This window comes from Chenggangzhangella methanolivorans, from assembly GCF_042648545.1.
GTDB classification, from domain to species: Bacteria; Pseudomonadota; Alphaproteobacteria; order Rhizobiales; family Methylopilaceae; genus Methylopila; species Methylopila methanolivorans.
Genome location: NZ_JBHRXS010000004.1, coordinates 200985 through 222588, shown reverse-complemented (window position 1 = coordinate 222588; position 21604 = coordinate 200985). Strand labels below are relative to the sequence as shown.

The following is a 21604-nucleotide window of genomic DNA, read 5'->3' as shown; positions in this document are numbered from 1 at the left end:
GGACAAGGAGCAGATCAAATCCAGCGCCACCGGCCGTCTTCGATCGCGAGCGCCCTGCCCTGCTGGATGCGGATGTCGGCGAGTTTCGTCCGGTCGGCGCCGCAAAGCGCCAGCACCGCGCGCGCCACGCCGCCATGGCTCACCAGCACGGCCGGCCGGTCGAGCCCGCCGAGCAGCGCGCCGACGCGTTCGCAGACCTGCACGTAGCTCTCGCCGTCCGGCGGCACGTGGGACCACTTGTCGGCCTCGCGCGCCTTCATGGCCGCGGGCTCGCGCTCGCCAATCTCGCGGAACGTCAGCCCCTCCCAGCGCCCGAACGACATCTCGGCGAGCCGCTCGTCGGTGGAGAAGCCGTCCGGATCGAGCCCCATGGCCGCGCGCATGCGGCGCATGGTGTCGACGGCGCGGGTGAGCGGGCTCGCGAGGAAGACGCGATCGGAGATGTCCGGAACGTCCCTCAGCGCGCGGCCGACGGAGTCCGCCTGGTCGCGGCCCTTCGGATTGAGCGGCGTGTCGGTGCGGCCCTGCAGGCGGCCGGCGACGTTCCAGTCGGTCTCGCCGTGGCGGACGAAGATCAGCGGCGCCATCGAGCGGCGTCAGACCACGGAGATGTCGGGCGCTTCCGGGTTCTTCATGCCGACGATGTGGTAGCCGGCGTCGACGTGGTGGACCTCGCCGGTGACGCCGCGGCCCATGTCGGAGAGCAGGTAGAGCGCCGAGTCGCCCACCTCGTCGATGGTGACGGTGCGGCGGAGCGGGGCGTTGTATTCGTTCCACTTGAGAATGTAGCGGAAGTCGCCGATGCCCGACGCCGCCAGCGTCTTGATCGGACCGGCCGAGATCGCGTTGACGCGGATGTTCTGCTGGCCGAGATCGGCCGCGAGATAGCGCACGCTGGCCTCGAGCGCGGCCTTGGCGACGCCCATGACGTTGTAGTGCGGCATCCACTTCTCCGCGCCGTAATAGGTCAGCGTCAGGATCGAGCCGCCGCCGCCCATCAGCTTCTCGGCCCGCTGCGCCACCGCGGTCAGCGAGTAGCAGGAGATGAACATCGTCTTGTTGAAGTTGTCGGCCGTGGTCTCGAGATAGCGGCCGTCGAGCTGGTCCTTGTCGGAAAACGCGACGCAGTGGACCAGGAAGTCGAGCCCGCCCAGAACCTCGCCGGTCTTGTCGAACACCGCGTCGATGGAGGCGGCGTCGGTGACGTCGCAATGGCCGACCACCTCCGCGCCGAGTTCGGCGGCCAGCGGCTCGACGCGCTTCTTCAAGGCGTCGCCCTGGTAGGTGAAGGCGAGCTTCGCGCCGGCGTTCGCGCAGGCCTTGGCGATGCCCCAGGCGATCGACCGATTGTTCGCCACGCCCATGACGAGGCCGCGCTTGCCGGCCATCAGGCCACGGACATCGGTCATGAACCCACCTCTTGCGCGGGCGCCGGGGAACGAGCCTCGGCGCTGCTTCGACACGTCGTTTGGACGGGCTGGCTATGACACAGGCCGTCGACCCGCATCAAGCCGTCCGAGGTCCGACGAGGTCACGCCGCGTTTCGCATCGCGATACCGCCCGCCTCCTCTAAATCGAGCGCCGGCGGACGATCCCGCATTGACCGCGGACGCCGCGCCATGATCGTCTTGCGCGCGATTTATCCAAATGATCAACAGGCGAGATCCGCGATGTCCGAAGCCCGCCCGCCATTTCCCCCCTTCGACCGCGATTCGGCGGCCTTGAAGGCCCGCAAGGCCGAGGACGCCTGGAACACCCACGACCCGGAAAAGGTCTCGCTCGCCTACACCGAGGATTCGACCTGGCGGAACCGCTCGGAGTTCTTCGCCGGGCGTCCGGCGATCGTCGAGTTCCTGACGCGCAAGTGGCGGAAGGAGCAGGAGTACCGGCTGATCAAGGAGCTCTGGGCCTTCCACGAGAACCGCATCGCGGTGCGCTTCCAGTACGAATGGCATGACGCTGCGGGCGACTGGTTCCGCTCCTACGGCAACGAGCAGTGGGAGTTCGCTGAGAACGGCCTGATGCGCCGCCGCGAGGCCTCGATCAACGACGTTTCGATCAAGGAGAGCGAGCGCAAGTTCCTGTGGCCCAAGGGCCCGCGGCCGGAGGATTTTCCGGGACTGACCGAACTCGGTCTCTGAAGCCCGAAAAGAATCGCCCTCGCCTGTCGGATCGGCGATGCTCAGAACGTCCTTGCCTCGTGTGACGACACGAAAGGGAGGCCGAGATGGGCGCGATGGTGCTTGTTCTGCTCGGAACCAAGAAGGGCGCGTTCATCCTGAAGAGCGACGCCGCGCGGAAGGACTGGGAGCTGTCCGGTCCGTTCTGCGAGACATGGCCGATGAACCATGTGGTCGGCGTTCCCCGAACCGGCACGATCTACGCCGGCGGCGGCAATGAGTGGTTCGGGCCGGCGGTCTGGAAGTCCGAGGATCTCGGCGAGACCTGGTCGCATTCGAGCCAGGGCCTCGCCTATCCGGAAGGCCACGACCCGATCACCGCGGTCTGGAGTCTCGCCGCCGGCCATGGCCGGCTCTACGCGGGCGTCTCGCCCGCCGGGCTGTTTTCGAGCGACGACGGCGGCCTCTCCTGGAGCCCGATCGAGGGTCTGCAGCGTCATCCGACCCGGCCCGAATGGCAGGCGGGCGGCGCGGGGCTGATCCTGCATTCGATCGTGCCGGACCCGGACGACGAGAAGCAGATCTGGGTCGGCATGTCGTCGGTCGGCGTGTTCCACACGGGCGACGGCGGCGAGACCTGGGAGCCGCGCAATTCCGGCACGCGCTGCGATTTCCTGCCCGAAGGCCAAAAATATCCCGAGTTCGGCCAGTGCGTGCACTGCATCGTCATGGCGCCGGGCGGCTCGGGCCGGCTCTACCAGCAGAACCATTGCGGCATGTACCGCTCCGACGACGGCGGGAAAAACTGGGCCTCGATCGAGAACGGCCTGCCGTCGAGCTTCGGCTTCCCGGCGGCCGTCCACCCGCGCGATCCCGAGACGCTCTACTTGCTGCCGCTCAACGGCGACATCCACGGCCGCTACATGCCCGACGCCAAGGCCGCCGCCTGGAAGACGCGCGACGGCGGCGCGACATGGGCCGACAAGCGCGCGGGGCTTCCGCAGAAGAACGCCTATCTCAACGTGCTGCGGCAGGCGCTCGCCGTCGACCGGCTGGAGCCGGCGGGCGTCTATTTCGGCACCGGCTCCGGCGAGCTCTACGCCAGCCGCGACGAGGGCGAGACCTGGGACTGCGTCGCCCGCCACCTGCCGTCGATCTCGTCCGTCGAGACGCTGGTGGTGGAGCGATGAGCGGCGTCTCGCAGGAAAGCAAAGCCCCGCCCGTCACCGTGCGGCTGTCGCCGCTGCTGGTTCGCCTGTTTCCCGAGGCCGACCGCGAGGTGGATCTGCCGGCGGCGTCGGTCAAGGAGATGGTCGACGCGCTCGACGCCCGCTGGCCGGGCATGCGCGACCGCATCTGCGACTCCCGCCCCGCGATCCGTCGGCACATGAACGTCTTCGTCGACGGCAAGCGCGCCAGGCTCGACGCCAAGCTGCTGCCTGGCGCGGAGGTGGTCATCCTGACGGCGGTGAGCGGGGGGTAGGGCGAGGGCGCCATCGTCCGACGACGCGCTCTGGAACCTGAGACCGTCATCCCGGGCTTGACCCGGGATCCATCGCCGCTGACGGCTCGAAACTTTCCGCCGTTCGGCGTTCATGGATCCCGGCTCTTCGGCCGGGATGACGGCGGCGCGTCGTCCGCGCTCAGCGCCGCGCGTCGAGCGCCATCCTGACCGCGAGCGCGCCCAGCACCGTCGCCATCAGCCAGCGCTGGACCACCGCCCAGAACGGGCGGCCGGCGAGAAAGGCCGCGATCGTTCCCGCGGTCATCGCGATCAGGGCGTTGATCGAGACGCTCACCAGGATCTGCGCCGCGCCGAGCGCGAGCGTCTGGGTCAGCACCGAACCCGCGGCTGGATCCACGAACTGCGGCAGCAGCGCGAGATAGACCATCGCGATCTTGGGGTTCAGCAGGTTCGTCACGAAGCCCATCACGAACAGCCGCCTGCCGCTCGCGGCCGGAAGCTTGCTCACCTGAAACGGCGAGCGCCCGCCGGGGCGGATCGCCTCCCAGGCGAGCCATGCGAGATAGAGCGCGCCGGCGATGCGGAGCGCGTCATAGGCGTAGGGCACGAGAAGCAGCAGCGCCGTGAGGCCAAAGGCCGCCGACATCGCCCAGAACACGAAGCCGAGCGCCACCCCGCCGAGCGAGATCAGACCCGCGCGCACGCCCTGAGAGATCGAGCGCGAGATCAGGTAGATCATGTTCGGCCCGGGCGTCAGCACCATGCCGAGCGCCACCGCCGCGAAGGCGAGAAGGGTCGTGGGTTCGGGCATGGCGGATCTCCGGCTGTGGGCGGGCGATCCGAAAAAGATGCGCCCGCGCCCGCCGCCGGTCCAACCAATGATCCTCATGAGGCCCATTCGCGCCTGCGATGGGCGACGGCCCTTCAGCCCGAGTATTCGCGCGTCCAGCGACAGAACGGATCGTCGGACGTCTCGTCGTCCATGTCCGCGGTGGTCGCGACGATTTCGGACGCCGTCGCCGGAACCGTGACGCCGAACGTCGTCTCGACCCAGGCGCGGAACGCGACCGGTTCGACCTCGTTCGGGTCGGGAACGACCAGCTCGCCGTCGTCATCCCTGACGGCCCTCCGCTCCCTAATCTCGGACGGCGTCAGCCCGTAGTCCTCCGGCCAGCAGAGCTCGTCGTAGCCGATGGCGCACAGCCGCAGGATCTCGACGGGGTCGTCGGGCAGCACGCACACCATCGTGGAGCCGGAGCCCGACCCCATATGCACGATGCGCTGGCGCCCCTCGTCGTCGAGCCAGAGACCCGCGCGGGAGCCGTCGCCGCCGGTCTGCATGATGACGGCGACGCGATCGGCGACGTCCGGCTCGTCATTGGCGAGCCATCCGCCGAACCAGTCGGACTCGTTGGTGCTGAAGGCGATGCAGGACTTCAGACCGCCCGGGTCGCCTTTCGGAAACAAGCCCACATAGCTGAGCCCGATCTCCTCGACCGTCTCGACGTGCCCTCTCGGCTCCATCCAGTCGAACATCTTCCGGAACGCGTCCGGAAGCTCGAAGCCCTCGGGCAGCGACGCCGCCACCTCGTCCGCGAAACTCGCCAAGCCGTTCTCCCCGGTTGTCTGCAACCGGTTCTAGAACCGGTCGCAGCCGAGGCCAGTCATGCGGGCGGCGACCCACGGGATGGTGATCGGGTTACCCTCGCGGGTCGTAGGGCGCGTTGTCGCGCATCGCCTCGGCGTATTCGGTGAGGCGCGCGTCGCCGCCCTTGGGCAGCGCGATGCGAAGCTCGACCAGCAGGTCGCCGGCGCCGGACTTCGCCTGCACCCCCTTGCCCCGCAGGCGCAGCGTGCGCGCCCCGTCGGAGCCGGGCGGCACCTTCATCTCCACCTGTCCGTCGAGCGTCGGCACCCGCACCTTGCCGCCGAGCACCGCCTCATAGAGCGTGATCGGCACCTCGACGCGCACGTCCTTGCCCTCCGCCTTGAAGGCGGGATCCTTGCCCACATGGACGACGATAAGCACGTCGCCGGCCTCGCCGCCGAAGCCGGACTGGCCGCCCTGCCCTTTCAGGCGGATGGTCTTGCCGTCCTCGACGCCGGCCGGCACCGAGACCTCGAGCTCGCGCCCGTTCGGCAGGCGCACGCGCGTCTTCGCGCCGAGCGCCCAGTCGCGGAACGGCACGGTGACCTCGGCGCGCAGATCCTCGCCCTTCGGGGCCTGGCCGCCGCCGCCGAACGCGCTCTCGGCGCGCGAGCGCCGACCGCCAAAAGCCCCGAGGATCTCGTCGATGATGTCGTCGTTGCCGCCCGGCTGGCCGCGCCGGCCGCCGCCGAACGGACCGCCGCCGCCGAAATCGAACTCGTGGCGCTGGCCGCCGGCGCGCTGCGCCCAAGGGCCGCCTCCGCCCCCAAAGCCCTGGAAGCGCGGCTTTCCGTCGGCGTCGATCTCGCCGCGGTCGTACTGCCCGCGCTTGTCCTTGTCGGAGAGCAGCTCATAGGCCGAGCCGATCTCCGCGAACTTCTCCTTGGCGTTCGGGTCGTCGGGCTTCTGGTCGGGGTGCCAGGTCTTGGCGAGCTTGCGGTAAGCCTTCTTGACGTCGGCTTCGCTCGCAGTCTTGGCGACGCCGAGCACGGCGTAGGGGTCGCGCATCGCGGTCTATGGAATCCGTCGGTTCGAGGGGGCGTCGTCGCGCAGACTTAACCCGCGGACGCCGTCTCCCTCAATGTGGGCGCCTGTCACCCGAATGCAACAGTCGTGCCGACGCAGGAAGAGCGAAACTGGAGCGTCGCGCAAGCGAACGGCGTGCTTGGATCCGATCCGGCGTCCGCAAACACGCGCTCAGAGCGTGCGGCTCGCCGTCGTCTTGAGCGCCACGGCTTCCCAGTAGCCGGCCGCCGTGCGGCAAGCCGTGCCTTCGAGGCGCTGCTCGTGGCCGCCGCCCGAATGGCTCGCGGCGAAGGAGCGGCAGGTCGCGCCGTTTTCCGTGGTCGCGCCGGCCGAGGCCGAGAACGAGCCGTAGGCGCCGGTGTCGGGGTTCGCCCACGGCACCGAGGCGTTCACCGCGTCCGCGCCCATCGCAAGGCTCAGCGCTCCGCGGGCGTAGGCCCAGTCCGAGGGGGTGATGGCGGGGTCGTCGTCCTTCTTGGACGCGGGCGCGTAGGCCACGGGCCTGGCCTGCGCGGCCGGCGCGGCGGCGCTCGCGCCCGGCGGCGGGGCGAGCGGGCTCGAGGCGACCGCGTCCTTCGGAGCGGGCGTCACGGCCGCGCGCGACGCGTCGACGCTGCCGGTCTTGATGTCGTCGGAGCCGTAGATCGGATAGGAGACGCTGCAGGCGCCAAGGCCGAGCGACAGCGCGGCCGCGGCGGCGACGGCCGACAGCCGGCCTCGCGGCGGGCGGGGCGCTCGTGTAGATCTGGTCGCAAGCGTCGCGTGCGGATCGTGGCTACGCATCGGTACTCGAAAACTCCAGGATCGCCCGGCGAGTAAAGGCGAGGAGCAGTTAATGTCGCGTGACCTTCCGGCGGCCTCCGTCGCCCTCCACGAGGCCGAGGATCCCTATCCCCTGTTCGAGGCCTGGTTCGCCGAAGCCAAGGATAGCGAGATCAACGATCCGAACGCCATGGCGCTCGCGACCGTCGACGCCGAAGGGCTGCCGGATGTCCGGATGGTGTTGCTGAACGGACTCGATGCCCGCGGCTTCGTCTTCTACTCCAACCGCGGCAGCGCGAAGGGGCGGGAGTTGCAGGGCCAGCCCAAGGCCTCCGCCGTGTTCCACTGGAAGTCGCTGCGCCGGCAGGTGCGCGTGCGCGGCCCCGTCGAGGAGGTCTCGGCCGACGAGGCCGACGCCTATTACGCGAGCCGCCCGCGGCTTTCCCGCATTGGCGCATGGGCCTCGATCCAGTCCCGCCCGCTCGCCTCGCGCTCCGAGCTCGAGCAGGCGGTGGCGACCCGCGAGGCCGAGTTCGAGGACCGCGAGCCGCCGCGCCCGGCATGGTGGACGGGCTGGCGCATCGTCCCCACATCGGTCGAGTTCTGGCTCGACATGCCCTACCGTCTGCACGATCGCGCGGTCTTCACGCGCGCCGGGGCGGCCGCGCCCTGGGTCCGCACGAGGCTCTATCCATGACCGACGACAAGCGGTCCGGCCCCGAAGGCGCGGACAAAACGAAGGACGGCGCGCTGTGCCCGTTCACCGGCCAGCGCGCGGGCGACGCCGGCCCGCAGCAGATGGGCTCGCTGTCGGCCGCAAGCGCCGGCGCGGTGGCGGCTCCGCACGCGCCGACCCCCGCGCCGTCCGCCATGCCGCGGCGCGCCGGCTCCAACGAGCCGCGCAAGACGCTGCTGCTCACCGGCGCGAGCCGGGGCATCGGCCATGCGACGGTGAAGCGCTTCTCGGCCGCCGGCTGGCGGGTCATCACCTGCTCGCGCCACGCCTTTCCGGAAGAATGCCCCTGGGGCGCGGGGCCCGAGGACCACATCCAGGTCGATCTCGCCGACGTCGACAACACCGTGGAGGCGATCGCCGACGTCCGCGAGCGCCTCGAAGGCGGCGCGCTGCATGCGCTCGTTAACAACGCCGGCATCAGCCCGAAGGGCCCCAACCGCGAGCGCATGAACGCGATCGACACCGGGCTCGACGACTGGAAGACGGTGTTCCAGGTCAATTTCTTCGCGCCCATCATGCTGGCGCGCGGCCTCGCCGCCGAGCTCACCGCAGCCCGCGGCTCGATCGTCAACGTCACCTCGATCGCCGGCGGGCGGGTGCATCCCTTCGCCGGCGCGGCCTACGCCACCTCGAAGGCGGCGCTTGCGGCCCTCACCCGCGAGATGGCGGCGGATTTCGGGCCGCTCGGCGTGCGCGTGAACGCGATCGCGCCGGGCGAGATCGACACCGCGATCCTGTCGCCCGGCACCGACAAGCTGGTGGCGCAGATCCCGCTCCGCCGCCTCGGCACGCCCGACGAGGTGGCGAAGACGATCTACTTCCTGTGCACCGAGAACTCGTCCTACGTGACGGGATCGGAAATCCACATCAACGGCGGCCAGCACGTCTGAGGCTGCACTCAGGCGCGGGCGCGGAGCTCGGCCTGCGCGCGGGCGATGAGGCCCGGATAGCGCTTGCCCGGATACCAGGGCGTGGACATGAGCTCCGCAAAGCCCGGCAGGCTCTCCATGTGGCCGATCATGCGGGCCCGCATCGCCTCGTCGGGCAGCGGGCCGCGCAGCGCCTCCATGTTCTCGACGAGATGGTCGGGGTTCGAGGTCGAAGGCAGCGCGCAGGTCACGGCCGGATGGCCGAGCACGAACTTCAGGAAGAACGCCGCCCAGCTCTTCGCGCCGATGTCGGCCGCGAAGTCCGGCAGCGGACGGCCCTCCACGAGCTTGAACAGGCGCGCCTTCTCGAACGGCATGTTGATTAGCACGCCGCAGCCCTTGGCGGCCGCCTCCTTCAGCACGCTCGCCTCCGCGGCGCGGTTGGCGATCGAGTAGTTGACCTGCACGAAGTCGAGCCCGCCGCGCCCGATCCAGCCCGCGAGCACGCTCTGATAGGCGTTCTCGTGGTGCGAGGCGCCGACGAAGCGCACCCGCCCCTCCTTTTTCCAGGCCTTCATCAGCGGGACCACGACGTCGACATTGACGAGGCTGTGGCACTGCATGACGTCGATCTTCTCGCGCCAGAGCCGCCCGAGGCTCTGGTCGAGGCTGCGGCGCGCATGGCTGTCGTCGGCGAGATACTCGCCCGTCGACCAGATCTTGTTGGTGACGAAGACGTCGTCGGTCCCCTCGATCGAGGCGAGCGCCGCCCCCACGGTGATCTCGCCGGAGCCGTAGAGCGGCGACGTGTCGATCACCCGGCCGCCCGCGGCGCGGAAGCGGCGCACGACCTCGATGAGGTGGCCGCGTTTCTGGCCCGGAACGACGTCGAAGGTGAGGAAGGTGCCGAGCCCGACCGCGGGCAGGACCTCGCCGCTGCGCGGGATCGCGCGGGAGATCACGTCGCCGGCCGGAACGGGCGCCGGCCCGGCGGCGGGCGTCTGGGCCGCGGCGGGCGACGTCGCGGGGCCGGCGGCCAGGACAGCGGAGGCCGCGCCGAGGCTTGCGGCTCCGCTAAGCACGCCGCGGCGGCTGAGTGTCGGGGTCGTCAACGGCATGGCTCGCTCCGGGGGCGTGATGTCCTTGCCATCGCCTAAGCCTTTCGGCGAAGCTCGGCGCGCGCGATCCTGATCCGCGGGACGCGATCCTGATCTTTCCGGATGGACCGCAGATGTTTCGCCGCGTGCACGAGCCCGAAGCGCAGGATCGTCGATCGGCGATCTGGGCGGGCGGCCGCTTCGACGCCGGACGACGGCCCATGACGCGCCGCGTCGAGGGCGTGACGCGCAGCGACGACCACCTTCTGCTGGTGACGCTTTCGGGCGGCGCGAAGCGGCTCACCGTCGTCGCCGACGACGGCCACCGCTATGACGGGCCCGACCGCGCCGGCGCCGTCTCGTTCCTGCCGGCCTTTTGCGAGCGGCGCCTGACGCTCGACCATGTCGAGGCCGAATGGGCCTCGATCTCGCTGTCGCGCGCGTCCTTCGGGCCGCTCGAGACCGCCGCGCGGCTCGCGCCCTTCAGCAATGTCGAGGATCCGGTGGTGTTCGCGATCGTCGGCGAGATCGACCGCATGCATCGCGCCGACGGCGCGGTCGACGCCGCCTACGCCGAGACCATGGCGTTCGCGCTCGCGCGCCACGTCGCCCGCCGCGCGGGCGTTTCGGCCGAACGGGCCGGACGGACGCCCGCGCTGCCGCGGTGGAAGCTGAAGCGGGTGCGCGACCATGTCGAGGCGCATCTCGACCGGCAGATCTCGATCGCGGAGCTCGCGGAGGTCGCCGGCATGTCGGCGGGCCACTTCCACCGAGCCTTTCGCGAGGCGACCGGCGCGACGCCGCTGCGCTTCATCCAGGAGCGGCGCGTCGAGCTCGCCGCGCGGCTGCTGCGGACGGGCGAGGCCTCGGTCGGCGAGGTCGCGGCGAAGGTGGGCTTTGAGAGCCAGAGCCATTTCGCGCGCGTTTTCCGCGCGATCGCAGGTCGCCGCCCCTTCTGAGGCGGGCGGCGGCTGAAGCCTCAGCCGGCCGCGAGCATCCGCTGGCGCGAGAACGGCGATTCGAACGAGACCACCGGGCTCGGACGGCCGACCAGATAGCCCTGGATCTCCTCGCAGTTGAGCTCGGCGAGGAAGGCGCGCTGCTCCGGCGTCTCGACGCCCTCGGCCGTGATCGGCATTTCGAGGCTTTCGCCGAGCGCGATCACCGCGCGCACGATGGCCTTGGCCTGCGGGCTGGTCGAGAGCGTGCGGATGAACGAGGCGTCGATCTTGATCCGGTCGAACGGAAAGGCCTGCAGGTAGCTGAGCGACGAGTAGCCGGTGCCGAAGTCGTCCATGGCGATCTGCACGCCGAGCGCCTTCAAACGCCGCAGCGTGTTGAGCGCGCCGGTGAGGTTGTCGAGCAGCACGCCTTCGGTGATCTCGAGCTCGAGGCGGGCGGCCGGCAGACCGGTCTCGATCAGGATCGAATGGACGAGCTCCACGATGTCGCCGTGCTGGAACTGCACCGGCGACAGGTTGACCGCGACCTTGCCGGGCTTCGCCCATTTCATGCCTTCGCGGCAGGCGGTGCGCAGCACCCACTCGCCGATCGGCACGATCGCGGCGGTCTCCTCGGCGACCGGCACGAACTGCACCGGCGGCACCACGCCGCGGGTCGGATGCTTCCAGCGGATCAGCGCCTCGAAGCCGACGATCTCGCCGGTCTTGGCGTTGGCCTGCGGCATCCAGTGCAGGAACATCTCGCCGCGGGTGATGGCGGTGGTGAGGTCCTGCTGCAGCGCCCGGCGCTCGCGAAGCGCGAGGTCCATCTCGGGCTCGAAGCCGCGCGCGAGGCCGCGCCCGTCCGCCTTGGCGCGGTAGAGCGCGGCGTCGGCGTTGGAGAACAGCGTGTCGACGTCGCCGCCGTGATGGGGATAGACCGCATAGCCGACGCTCGCGCCGCAGCGGATCGTGCGGCCGGCCACCACCGTGTCGGTGTTGAGGCGCTCGGTGACGCGCAACGCGACCTTGTCGGCGTCGCCGGCGTCGGCGCCGGTGCCGATCATCACGAACTCGTCGCCGCCGAGGCGGAACGCCATGCAGTCCGGCGCGGCCGCGGTGAGGCGGCGGGCGGCCGTGCGGAGGATGTCGTCGCCGGCCGAATGGCCGAAGACGTCGTTCACTTCCTTGAACTTGTCGAGGTCGACGCAGAACAGCGCCACCTCGCCGCCGCGCTTCAGCGCCGAGGACAGCGCCTCGCCGAAGGCCGCGCGGTTGGCCAGGCCGGTCAGCGGGTCGTGATAGGCCAGATGCCGGATCTGGTGCTCGTTGCGCTTCTGCTCGGAGAGGTCGCGCAGCGTGAAGACCCGGCGCTGGCGGTTCTCGATCGCGACGTCGCGGCTCGAGATCTCGACCCAGGAGGCCTCGCCTCCCATCGCCTTCACGGCGACTTCCTGGGGCTTGGCGAGGCTCGCCGACAGGATGCGGTCGGGATCGGGCGCGTCGAGGAAGTCACGGAGCGCGCGGGCGCGCATCACCGAGGGGTCGAGCCCGACGAAGCGCGCGGCCGCGAGATTGACGTCGACGATGCGCGCGTCCTCGCAGATCACGATGCCCTCGCGCGTCAGGTCGGCGAAGGCGCGTTCGCGCGCGGCGGAGCGGCCCGAGGAGAGCCGGGCGCGCAGAGCCGGGCCGACGGACGCCCCGATGACCACGGCGGCGAACACCAGCGCCGCGACCAGCTCGAGCGCTTCCTGGCCGACCATGAGGCCGCTCGGCGCGAGCCGCGGATTGGCGGCGAACGACAGGGCGTCGGCCGCGATGACGTGGAAACCGGTGACGCCGGCGGCGAAGAGCGCGGTGGCGAGCGCGAAGCCCGCCCGTCGTTCGATCTTCGCCGCGATCCAGAACGCGCCCGCCGCGGCGCCGACCGAGAGCGCGACGCCGATCGCGAGTTCGCCGTTTTCGAGCGCGAAGCGGCCGGGCCCGCGCATCGCGGCGACGCCGACGTAATGCACCGCCGCGACGCCCGCGCCGAGCGCGACGCCGGCCGAGGCGGCGGAGCCGCCGTTCGCCCCGTAGAGCGTCATCGCGAGCGCCGCCGTGACGAGCGCCACGACAGCGGCCGCAGCCGTCATCCGCGGGTCGTAGCCCACGAGGGCGGAGCCGTCGACGCCCAGGATCGCGACGACATGCGCGCACCAGATGGTCGCGGCGACGGTGACCGCGGCGATGACGGCCGCGCTCGTCCGGCTCGCCCGATCCTGCGGATCGGTGAGGCGACCGAGATAATAGACGGCGAGCGCCCCGCCGATCAGGCACAGCGACGCGACCGCCGCGAAGGCGAACGGCGCAAGTTCATGTGCGAAGGCAGGCGCAGAGAAGGGCATGGAACCCCGCAGGGAGAAATCTTCCCCTGCGATAGTTACCGACGCCCCGATAACAATTGGTAAGCGGCCGGGAGCGTCAGAGCCACCGACGCCACTTGAAGAAGAGGTAGGGCAAGATGGCGCTCAGCACCATGAACCCGAGCGCCATCGGATAGCCGTGGGCCCATTTGAGCTCGGGCATGTTCTCGAAGTTCATTCCGTAGATGGACGCCACCAGCGTCGGCGGCAGGAACACCACCGCCATCACCGAGAACAGCTTGACGATGTCGTTCTGCGCGAGGCCCACCATTCCGAGCATGGCGTCGAGCAGGAACGTGATCTTGTCGTTCAGGAAATTGGCGTGCTCCATCAGCGAGGCGACGTCGCGCTGCATCGGCTTCAGCTGCTTCTGCGTCTCCTTCGAAGGCGCGCGCCCGTCGATCTCGGCCGCAAGATAGAGCAGGACGCGTTGCAACGTGACGAGGCTCTCGCGGGCCTTGGAGTTGAGGTCGCCCTTGCGGCCGATCTGCTTCAGGAGATCGGTGTAGGGCTTGCGGTAGGCCTGCGCGCCCACCCTTCGGAAAATGGTGGCGGACAGCTGGTCGACCTCCGACCCCACGATCTCGAGAATGTCGGCCGTGCGGTCGATGACGGCGTCGAACAGGCCGAGCAGGACGCCCTCCGGAGATGTCAGGCTCGGCGAGCTCTGCGCCTTGCAGGCCCGGGAGGCGAACAGCTCGAACGGCTTCGGTGTGTCGTAGCGCACCGTCACCAACGCCTTGGGCGTCAGGATGAAGGTGACGGCGGACAAGTTGGGAGACAGCGCGTCGACGTTGCAGATGAGAGACGCCGTCATGTAACGGCCGACGCCGTCGACATAGAGCCGGCTCGACGGCTCGATCTCGACCATCTCCTCGCGCGTCGGCACGCTCGCGCCGATCGTCTGTTCGACGAAGCGGTCCTCCTCCGCGGTCGGCTCCAGCAGATCGATCCAGACGACGCCCTCCGGCAGCGGCCGCCCGACTTCGGACGCGACGCGTTCCAGCCCGCCGGGGCGATGGGCGTAGGCGATCAGCACCGCTGGCGGCTCCGTTGGACGATAACGGGAGGGGATGTCTCGCCTCCGCTCCGCAGATCAAGCGGACGGGCGACTGGACAGAGAAATCAGGTAGCGCGATACTTAATCCACCGCATTGCAGCAAGATTTAGTCGATCCAATCCTCGCCCCTCGTGGTTCCGGAGTCCCCGATGACGAACCGCTTCGCGATTGTGCTTGTTGCGTTTTTCTCCGTCATGACAGCCGCGGCGCCCGCGGCCGCAGACCCTGTCGTGGTCGGATCAGGTCCCTGCGTCTACCAGGGCGGGTACTGTACGGAATTTGGCACCTACAGCGAGTTCGGGCCGATCAACAAGCTCAGCTTCCGCGCGCCGAACTCCGGCAAGGTCATCGTCACCGCGACCGGGGCGATGCAGTGCTTGAACACTGAGACCCGGGTTGGAAATTACGGCGTGATCGACCTGTCGGCGCGCATCAACACCCCCGACGAACCGTTCAGCGCTACGGGAGACGGCGTCACCCGCTTCGCCATGCGGATGCCCCCGGTCACGACGTCGACGCCGCTCGGCGAGAGCGTCGCCGTCAATCTGTCGAACACGCGCGTGTTCAAGATCAACAAGGGCCCGGTGTCGTTCGAGTACCGGTTCGTCAAGAACCGGATGGACGAGGGAACCTATTGCTACGTCCACAATCTGAGCCTGTCGGGGATCTTCGTCCCCTGACAGCAGCCCAAGCGCGCGCGGAGCCTATTCGGGATCGAGCGGCTTGAGGCCGCTCGCCCCGCCGTCGGCCCCCACCGCGATGGTCTCGACCCGCGCCTCGGCGCGCTTCAGCAGCTCGTCGCAGCGGACTTTCAGCGTCTCGCCGCGACGGTAGAGGTCGATCGACTCCTCGAGCGGCGCCTGGCCCTGCTCGAGCCGCGCCACGATCTTCTCGAGTTCGGCGAGCGCGGCCTCGAACGCCATGGTCTTCGGATCGGCAAGCGGCTCGGTCACGGGGGCGGTCTTCCTGCGCTCAGGAGCCCATCAGGGCTCGGACATGGGCGGCCGTCGAGTCGGCGAGGCCCTTCAGGTCGTAGCCGCCTTCGAGCACCGACACCACCCGCCCCCCGGCTGTTTCCTCCGCGACGTCGAGCAGCGCGCGCGTCATCCAGCCATAGTCCTCGGCGGTGAGCTCCAGGCTGCCGAGCGGGTCGCGCGCATGGGCGTCGAAGCCCGCCGAGATGATGATGAGGTCGGGCGAGAACGTCCTGAGCGAGGGCAGGATCGACTGGTCGAAGGCCTCGTGGAACCGCGAGCCGCCGTCGCCGGCGCGCATCGGGCAGTTCACGACGTTGCCGACGCCGATCTCGGACCGCGCGCCGGTGCCGGGGAACAGCGGCATCTGGTGGGTCGAGCCGTAGAAGATCGATTTGTCGGACCAGACAAGGGCTTGCGTGCCGTTGCCGTGATGGACGTCGAAGTCGACGATCGCGATCTTCTCGAGGCCGTGCTTCTTCTGCGCGTGCTTGGCCGCCACCACCGCGAAATTGAACAGGCAGAAGCCCATCGCGACCTCGGCCTCGGCGTGATGTCCGGGCGGACGCTGCGCGCAGAAGGCGTTCTTGACGCGGCCCTCGACGACCTCGTCGACGGCGTGGATCGAGGCGCCGAGCGCGCGCAGCACCGCCTCCCAGGTGCCGGGGCTCATGACGGTGTCGCCGTCGATCCGCACCATGCCTTCGCGCGGCCGCGCCTCTTCGAGCGCGTCGACGAAGCGCGCGGGATGGGCGAGCTTGGCGACCTCGGGCTCGGCGAGCGGCGCGGCCTCGCGCAGCAGCGCCTGGAACGCCTCGGCCTCCAACGCCTGCTCGACGGCGCGCATGCGCTCGGGCCGTTCGGGATGGCCGGGCGGCACGAGGTGCTCGGCGTAGGACGGATGCGAGATCAGCAGCGTGCTCACGGCGGGAGCCCTCCCTCGGGCGGCCTTCGTCGGCGGTCTTGTGTCGGCGCTTGCGCTTTCGGCGATCAAGATGGCGCGCAGGACCCGCGCCGTCGAGGCATGCCAGAGCTCAGAGCGCGAGCGCGGCCTCGACGTCGGCCCCGGAAAGCGCGTCGGCGCCTTCCATGACGCTCGTCGCGAGACCCCGCGCCGCCACAGCGAGGTTCTCGGCGAAGAAGCGGGCGAGCGCGGCGCGCGCCTCGGCTCGCGCGTCTCCGGACCGGCGGGCGGCGAGCGCCTCCTCGACCAGCGCCGCCCCGCCCGCCGCAAGGCCGAACAGCCGCAGGTAAGGCGTCGCGCCGGCGAGCGCATGGGCGGACGAACGGTCCGGCGCCGAAAGCCATGCTGTCGCGTCCTCGAGCGCGTCGAGCGCGTCGTCGAGCCGGTGGGCGGCCGCGCCGAAGCCGGGCGCGTTCGCCTCGGCGGCGCGGCTTGCGACGCCGCGGAGGTCGGCGATCACGCCCCGCACGGTCTCGCCGCCGGAAAGCGGCAGCTTGCGGGTGACGAGGTCGATCGCCTGGATGCCGTTCGTGCCCTCGTAGATCGGCGCGATGCGCGCGTCGCGCAGGAACTGGGCCGCGCCGGTCTCCTCGACGAAGCCCATGCCGCCGAACACCTGCACGCCGAGCGAGGCGACCTCGCAGCCGACGTCGGTGCCGAACGCCTTGGCGATCGGGATCAGCAGGCTTGCGCGCTCCTGCGCGGCCTTGGCCTCTCCTGTGTTTTCAAGGAAGCGTCCGCGATCGAGCTCGACTGCGGCGCGGTAGCAGATCCCGCGCGACGCGGCCGTCAGCGCCTTCATGGTCAGCAGCATCCGCCGCACGTCCGGATGGGCAACGATCGGCGCCGGGCCCGGCTCGTCGGCGGCTTTCCCCTGCCGGCGCTCATGGGCGTAGGCCAGCGCGTGCTGGGTCGCGCGCTCGGCGACCGCGACGCCCTGCAGGCCGACCGCAAGCCGCGCGTTGTTCATCATCGTGAACATGCAGGCCAGGCCCCGGTGCTCCTCGCCGACCAGAAAGCCGACCGCGCCGCCGCCCTCGCCATAGGCCATCGTGCAGGTCGGCGAACCGTGGATGCCGAGCTTCTCCTCGAGCCCCGCGCAGACGACGTCGTTGCGCTCGCCCGGCGTCCCGTCCGCGTTCGGCAGGAACTTCGGCACGAGGAACAGCGAGATGCCGCGCGTGCCCTCGGGCGCGTCCGGCAGCCGCGCAAGGACGAGATGGACGATGTTCTCGGCCATGTCGTGCTCGCCATAGGTGATGAAGATCTTCGATCCGAAGATCCGGTAGCTCCCGTCGCCCGCCCGATCGGCGCGCGCGCGCAGCAGCGCGAGGTCGGAGCCCGCCTGCGGCTCGGTGAGGTTCATGGTGGCGGTCCAGGTCCCGGCCACCAGCTTGTCGAGATAGGCGGCCTTGAGCTCGTCGGAGGCGTGGCGTTCGAGCGCCTCGATCGCGCCCTGGGTCAGGAGCGGACAGAGGCCGAACGCCATGGAGCCCTGCGACCAGAGCTCGCTGGTGAGCGCCCAGACCGCGGTGGGCAGGCCCTGTCCGCCATGCGCTTCGCCGGCCAGCACTCCGTTCCAGCCGGCGGCCGCCCAGCGCTGATAGGCGCCGGCCCAGCCGGCCGGGGTCGTGACCGCGCCGCCTTCGAGCCGGCAGCCCTCGCGGTCGCCGGCGAGGTTCAGCGGCGCGAGCTCCCCGCTCGCGAAGGCGCCGGCCTCCTCGAGGATCGCCGCGATCGTCTCGCTGTCGAGTTCGGCGTAGAGGCCCTCGTCCCGCGCGGCCCAGAGCCCTCCTGCGTTTTCGAGCGCGAACAGCATGTCGGCGACGGGGGCGCGGTAGGTCATGGGTCGTCCTCCGGGCGGCTTTTTTCTCGCGGCTTGACGGCCGCCGCTCCAACGCGTCTATCCGCCATCGCGCGCCGCCCCGCAACCGCCGCGCCGCGGCGCGGGGTCCACCCAACGCCGAGACCGAAGTGACCGCCCCCGCCGCCGATCATCCTGCGAGCCGCGCCACCCGCCGCCTCACCGCCGCCGACGTCGCGGCGGCCGGCCGGCTGATCGCGAAGGGAGGTCTCGTGGCCTTCCCGACGGAGACCGTCTACGGCCTCGGCGCGGACGCCACCGACCCGATGGCGGTCGCCTCGCTCTACGCCGCCAAGGGAAGGCCCTCGTTCAACCCGCTGATCGCCCATGTGCTTTCGCTTGAAGCCGCCTTGGCGCTCGGGCGGTTCGACGCGACCGCGCGAATGCTCGCCGCAGCGTTCTGGCCGGGTCCGCTGACGCTCGTGGTTCCCTGCGAGGAGACCTCCCCGGTCTGCGATCTGGCTCGCGCCGGCCTTCCGAGCGTCGCGCTGCGCGCGCCCGACCATCCGCTCGCCCGCGCCCTTCTGGAGGCCGCCGGCCGCCCTGTCGTCGCGCCCTCGGCCAACCGCTCAGGCCGCGTGAGCCCGACGACCGCCGACCATGTTCTCGCCGATCTCGACGGCCGCATCGACGCGGTCCTCGACGGGGGCGAAACGGCGGTCGGGGTCGAATCCACGATCGTCGCGTGCCTCGACGCAGAGCCGCGGCTGCTGCGGCCCGGAGGCCTGCCGCGCGAGGCGATCGAAGCCGTGCTCGGGCGCTCTCTGGCGGAGGCCGTCTCCGACGAGGCCGCGCCGCTCGCGCCCGGCCGCCTCACCTCGCATTACGCCCCGAACGCCGCTGTGCGGCTCGACGCGACGGAGCTCTCCGCAGGCGAAGCCCTTCTGGGGTTCGGGCCGGACCATGGCCTCGGCGCGCAGGCGGCGGCTTACGAGAACCTGAGCCCGTCGGGCGACCTGCGCGAGGCGGCCGCGCGCCTGTTCGCGGCGCTGCGCCGCCTCGACGCTTCCGGCGCCGCCCGCATCGCGGTCGCGCCGATCCCGGCGACCGGCCTCGGCGAGGCGATCCGCGACCGGCTGGAGCGGGCCGCCGCCCCGCGCGGGTGAGCGCCCGAACCTCCGCCGGTCCTCACTTCCCGCGCTCGCTCCGTCAACGGTCCTCATGCTGAGGAGGCCCGAAGGGCCGTCTCGAAGCACGCAGTCGGTCTCCGCAGCTGAAGCGTACTGCGTGCTTCGAGACGCTCGCCTCCGGCGAGCTCCTCAGCATGAGGACCGTTGAGAGAGAGAGAGAGAGAGAGAGAGAGAGCGTGCGCCGAAGGCCGCTCCCGCGCCCTCAGCCCGGCTTGAACACCAGCGCCTGCACGGTCGGCAGCTCGATCAGCCGCGCGTCCTTGTCGGCGAAGAACTCGTCGAAGGCCTGCTTGGCGCCGGGGCACTTGCGCGAGCCGTAGTCGTCGCAGACCACCACCGCCCCCGGGACCATGCGCGGCCAGAAGAACTCGAGCGAATCGACCGTCGGCCGATAGAGGTCGACGTCGACATGCAGCAGCGCGAAGGTCCGGTCCGCGACCTCCGGGAAGCGCGTCGGGATCCAGCCCTTGTAGAAGTGCAGGTCCTGGCCGAAGCCCTGGAGATCCCGCCGCACGATCTCCTCGGGCACGTCGAGGTCGGACTTGCCCCAATGGGCCTTGCCGGTGTCGGCGAGCGCGTCCGCGGCTTCCGGCTCGGAGAGGCCCTCGAAGCTGTCGAACAGGCGCCAGGAGCGGTCCTTGCGCGGGTCGGCCTCCAGCATGAAGGCGGTGCTCTTGCCGAAGCGCAGCCCGCATTCGGCGACGTCGCCGGGCACGTCCTTCAGCGCGCGGATGACGTTCTGCAGCACGAAGCAGCGCTCGTCGGGGATGCCCTCGATGGCGTGGCCGCGCGCGGAGGCGAAGTAGTCGCGCTTGCGCCATTCCGGCAGGCGCTTCTCGATCTTCTGAAGACCGAACTTCGCAAGCCCGGCGATGAGCATCTCGCGCCGAACGCGCTTGCCCTCGGAGGCGCTCTTGCGCCGGCCCATCGGCCCCTGTTTCACGCTCATCTCGGTTCCCCACATTCGCGTGGAGCTAGAAGCTTGGCGCGCCCGCTCGTCAAGGCGCCGGAGCGGCGTTCAGAACATTGCGTGCGGACCCCGCCACACGAGAATGCTAACCTCGCGCCGCCATGACCGAGACCGCAGCCGCCGCCCCCCTGTCGCCAGACCTCATCGCCCGTTTCGCGGCCCTCGTCGCCGACCGCGACCGGCTCGACGACGACGCGGCCGCGCCGAAGCTCGCCGAGCCGCGCGGACTCTACAAGGGCAAGGCCGCGCTCGTTCTGACGCCCCGGACCGTCGAGGAGGTCTCGGCGATCGTCGCGCTCGCGCATGAGGCCGGCGTCGCGGTCGTGCCCCAGGGCGGCAACACCGGGCTCGTGGGCGGCCAGACGCCGGATCTCAGCGGCGCGCAGATCCTCGTCTCGACCGCCAAGCTCGACCGCATCCGCGAGGTCGACGCCGACGAGAACCTGATGGTGGTGGAGGCCGGCGTCACGCTCCAGCGCGTCCAGGAGGCGGCCTCCGAGGCCGGGCGGCTGTTCCCCTTGAGCCTCGGCTCGGAGGGCACCTGCACGATCGGCGGCAACATCGCGTCGAACGCCGGCGGCGTCGGCGTCGTGGCCTACGGCAACACTCGCGACCTCGTGCTCGGCGTCGAGGCGGTGCTGCCCGACGGGCGGATCTGGAACGGGCTGAGACGCCTGCGCAAGGACAACACCGGCTATGACCTCAAGCATCTCTTCATCGGCTCGGAGGGCACGCTCGGCGTCGTCACCGCGGCGGTGATCAAGCTGTTTCCCGCCGCGCGCGAGACCGCGACGGCCTTCGTGGCCGTGCCCTCGCCGCACGCCGCGCTCGCGCTGTTCCGCGCGGCGCGGGCGAGCGCCGGACAGGCGCTCACCGGCTGCGAGCTGATGCCGCGCATCGGCCTCGAAATGACCTTCGCCCATGTGCCCGGCACGCGCGACCCGCTCGCCGAGCCCTCGCCCTGGTACGTGCTCTTGGAGCTGTCGTCGCCGCTCGAGGTCGGGCTCGCGCAGACCATGGAGCAGATCCTCGAGGCCGCCTTCGAGGACGGGACCGTCACGGACGCCGCGATCGCGGCGTCCGGCGAGCAGGCCGAAGCCTTCTGGCGCATCCGGCTCGGGCTGTCCGAGGCCCAGGGCCATGCCGGCGGCTCGATCAAGCACGACGTCTCGACGCCGCTCTCCAAGGTCGCGGACTTCATCGTCGAGGCCACGGCCGCGGTCGAGCAGCATCTCGACGGCGCGCGCGTCGTCGCCTTCGGCCATCTCGGCGACGGCAACATCCACTTCAACGTCAGCCAGCCGGTCGGAGCCGACAAGAAGACCTATCTCGAAGGCTGGGACGCGATGAACCGCGTGGTGCACGACATCGTGGCGGCCTATGGCGGCTCGATCGCGGCCGAGCACGGCGTCGGCCGGCTGAAGCGCGACCTGCTGCCAGGCGTGAAGTCGCAGGTCGAGCTCGACCTGTTCCGCACCGTGAAGCTCGCGCTCGATCCGAAGGGCCTGTTCAATCCGGGCGTGCTGCTCGCGCCGGAAACCGCGGCTTAACCACGGGTCTCCATGATGCG

At 70.4% G+C, this 21604-nt stretch carries 22 protein-coding genes; 9 read left to right on the top strand and 13 right to left on the bottom strand.

Annotated elements, in window-relative coordinates:
• Window positions 1–14: 14 nt before the first annotated feature.
• The gene (locus tag ACFOWB_RS06365; protein WP_378146309.1) at window positions 15–587 is read right to left on the bottom strand and encodes a histidine phosphatase family protein; all 573 of its coding nucleotides are present in this window, start codon (window positions 585–587) and stop codon (window positions 15–17) included.
• Window positions 588–596: 9 nt separating this feature from the next.
• Window positions 597–1409 (bottom strand): enoyl-ACP reductase FabI, encoded by an 813-nt coding sequence (gene fabI / locus ACFOWB_RS06360; RefSeq protein ID WP_378146307.1) that lies wholly within the window; start codon window positions 1407–1409, stop codon window positions 597–599.
• Window positions 1410–1670: 261 nt separating this feature from the next.
• Here fabI and ACFOWB_RS06355 point away from each other — a divergent pair, with 261 nt between their 5' ends.
• From ACFOWB_RS06355 to ACFOWB_RS06345, 3 genes are all read left to right on the top strand, one after another.
• The gene (locus tag ACFOWB_RS06355; RefSeq protein WP_378146305.1) at window positions 1671–2141 is read left to right on the top strand and encodes a nuclear transport factor 2 family protein; all 471 of its coding nucleotides are present in this window, start codon (window positions 1671–1673) and stop codon (window positions 2139–2141) included.
• An 86-nt stretch (window positions 2142–2227) separates the two neighbouring features.
• On the top strand, window positions 2228–3310 hold the full coding sequence (locus ACFOWB_RS06350) for a WD40/YVTN/BNR-like repeat-containing protein (RefSeq protein ID WP_378146303.1): 1083 nt from the start codon (window positions 2228–2230) through the stop codon (window positions 3308–3310).
• Window positions 3307–3603: a MoaD/ThiS family protein gene (locus ACFOWB_RS06345; protein WP_378146301.1), complete on the top strand. Its 297-nt coding sequence runs from the start codon at window positions 3307–3309 to the stop codon at window positions 3601–3603. Before ACFOWB_RS06350 ends, ACFOWB_RS06345 begins: the two co-directional genes overlap by 4 nt.
• Window positions 3604–3763: 160 nt before the next feature.
• Here ACFOWB_RS06345 and ACFOWB_RS06340 read toward each other — a convergent pair whose 3' ends face one another.
• From ACFOWB_RS06340 to ACFOWB_RS06325, 4 genes are all read right to left on the bottom strand, one after another.
• Window positions 3764–4396, bottom strand: a complete 633-nt coding sequence (locus ACFOWB_RS06340; protein ID WP_378146299.1) for a LysE family translocator — start codon at window positions 4394–4396, stop codon at window positions 3764–3766.
• A gap of 113 nt (window positions 4397–4509) precedes the next feature.
• A complete protein-coding gene (locus ACFOWB_RS06335; RefSeq protein ID WP_378146297.1) occupies window positions 4510–5193 on the bottom strand; it encodes a hypothetical protein in 684 nt (227 codons plus the stop codon).
• 91 nt (window positions 5194–5284) lie between these two features.
• Entirely contained in the window at window positions 5285–6241 is a 957-nt protein-coding gene (locus ACFOWB_RS06330) for a DnaJ C-terminal domain-containing protein (protein ID WP_378146295.1), read from the bottom strand.
• A gap of 189 nt (window positions 6242–6430) precedes the next feature.
• The gene (locus ACFOWB_RS06325) at window positions 6431–7042 is read right to left on the bottom strand and encodes an RT0821/Lpp0805 family surface protein (RefSeq protein WP_378146293.1); all 612 of its coding nucleotides are present in this window, start codon (window positions 7040–7042) and stop codon (window positions 6431–6433) included.
• A gap of 52 nt (window positions 7043–7094) precedes the next feature.
• On the opposite strand from ACFOWB_RS06325, the gene pdxH reads away from it, so the two are divergent.
• Both pdxH and ACFOWB_RS06315 read left to right on the top strand, forming a co-directional pair.
• Entirely contained in the window at window positions 7095–7718 is a 624-nt protein-coding gene (pdxH, locus tag ACFOWB_RS06320) for a pyridoxamine 5'-phosphate oxidase (protein WP_378146291.1), read from the top strand.
• A gap of 173 nt (window positions 7719–7891) precedes the next feature.
• On the top strand, window positions 7892–8647 hold the full coding sequence (locus ACFOWB_RS06315; protein ID WP_378146886.1) for an SDR family NAD(P)-dependent oxidoreductase: 756 nt from the start codon (window positions 7892–7894) through the stop codon (window positions 8645–8647).
• A gap of 8 nt (window positions 8648–8655) precedes the next feature.
• On the opposite strand, the gene ACFOWB_RS06310 is transcribed toward ACFOWB_RS06315, so the two are convergent.
• Window positions 8656–9744: an aldo/keto reductase gene (locus ACFOWB_RS06310; RefSeq protein WP_378146289.1), complete on the bottom strand. Its 1089-nt coding sequence runs from the start codon at window positions 9742–9744 to the stop codon at window positions 8656–8658.
• Window positions 9745–9857: 113 nt separating this feature from the next.
• On the opposite strand from ACFOWB_RS06310, the gene ACFOWB_RS06305 reads away from it, so the two are divergent.
• The gene (locus tag ACFOWB_RS06305) at window positions 9858–10682 is read left to right on the top strand and encodes a helix-turn-helix domain-containing protein (RefSeq protein ID WP_378146287.1); all 825 of its coding nucleotides are present in this window, start codon (window positions 9858–9860) and stop codon (window positions 10680–10682) included.
• Window positions 10683–10702: 20 nt separating this feature from the next.
• Here the strand turns inward: ACFOWB_RS06305 and ACFOWB_RS06300 are convergent, their stop codons facing one another.
• Together ACFOWB_RS06300 and ACFOWB_RS06295 are read right to left on the bottom strand one after the other, a co-directional pair.
• The gene (locus ACFOWB_RS06300; protein ID WP_378146285.1) at window positions 10703–13054 is read right to left on the bottom strand and encodes a putative bifunctional diguanylate cyclase/phosphodiesterase; all 2352 of its coding nucleotides are present in this window, start codon (window positions 13052–13054) and stop codon (window positions 10703–10705) included.
• Window positions 13055–13130: 76 nt separating this feature from the next.
• Complete coding sequence (locus tag ACFOWB_RS06295) at window positions 13131–14111, bottom strand: magnesium transporter CorA family protein (RefSeq protein WP_378146283.1); 981 nt, start codon at window positions 14109–14111, stop codon at window positions 13131–13133.
• A gap of 170 nt (window positions 14112–14281) precedes the next feature.
• Between ACFOWB_RS06295 and ACFOWB_RS06290 the strand changes: the two genes are divergently transcribed.
• Window positions 14282–14812, top strand: a complete 531-nt coding sequence (locus ACFOWB_RS06290; RefSeq protein WP_378146281.1) for a hypothetical protein — start codon at window positions 14282–14284, stop codon at window positions 14810–14812.
• A 24-nt stretch (window positions 14813–14836) separates the two neighbouring features.
• On the opposite strand, the gene ACFOWB_RS06285 is transcribed toward ACFOWB_RS06290, so the two are convergent.
• The 3 genes from ACFOWB_RS06285 to ACFOWB_RS06275 form a co-directional block, all read right to left on the bottom strand.
• Complete coding sequence (locus tag ACFOWB_RS06285; RefSeq protein ID WP_378146279.1) at window positions 14837–15085, bottom strand: exodeoxyribonuclease VII small subunit; 249 nt, start codon at window positions 15083–15085, stop codon at window positions 14837–14839.
• A 19-nt stretch (window positions 15086–15104) separates the two neighbouring features.
• Complete coding sequence (locus tag ACFOWB_RS06280; protein ID WP_261404110.1) at window positions 15105–16031, bottom strand: histone deacetylase family protein; 927 nt, start codon at window positions 16029–16031, stop codon at window positions 15105–15107.
• Window positions 16032–16140: 109 nt separating this feature from the next.
• Window positions 16141–17916 (bottom strand): acyl-CoA dehydrogenase, encoded by a 1776-nt coding sequence (locus tag ACFOWB_RS06275; RefSeq protein ID WP_261404111.1) that lies wholly within the window; start codon window positions 17914–17916, stop codon window positions 16141–16143.
• A gap of 128 nt (window positions 17917–18044) precedes the next feature.
• Here ACFOWB_RS06275 and ACFOWB_RS06270 point away from each other — a divergent pair, with 128 nt between their 5' ends.
• Window positions 18045–19040 (top strand): L-threonylcarbamoyladenylate synthase, encoded by a 996-nt coding sequence (locus tag ACFOWB_RS06270; protein WP_378146276.1) that lies wholly within the window; start codon window positions 18045–18047, stop codon window positions 19038–19040.
• Between the two features lie 226 nt (window positions 19041–19266).
• Here the strand turns inward: ACFOWB_RS06270 and ACFOWB_RS06265 are convergent, their stop codons facing one another.
• Window positions 19267–20013, bottom strand: a complete 747-nt coding sequence (locus ACFOWB_RS06265) for a TylF/MycF family methyltransferase (protein WP_261404113.1) — start codon at window positions 20011–20013, stop codon at window positions 19267–19269.
• 122 nt (window positions 20014–20135) lie between these two features.
• Here ACFOWB_RS06265 and ACFOWB_RS06260 point away from each other — a divergent pair, with 122 nt between their 5' ends.
• Window positions 20136–21584 carry an FAD-binding oxidoreductase gene (locus ACFOWB_RS06260; RefSeq protein WP_378146274.1) on the top strand — a complete coding sequence of 483 codons (1449 nt, stop codon included), beginning with the start codon at window positions 20136–20138 and terminating at the stop codon, window positions 21582–21584.
• The last annotated feature ends 20 nt before the right edge of the window (window positions 21585–21604 follow it).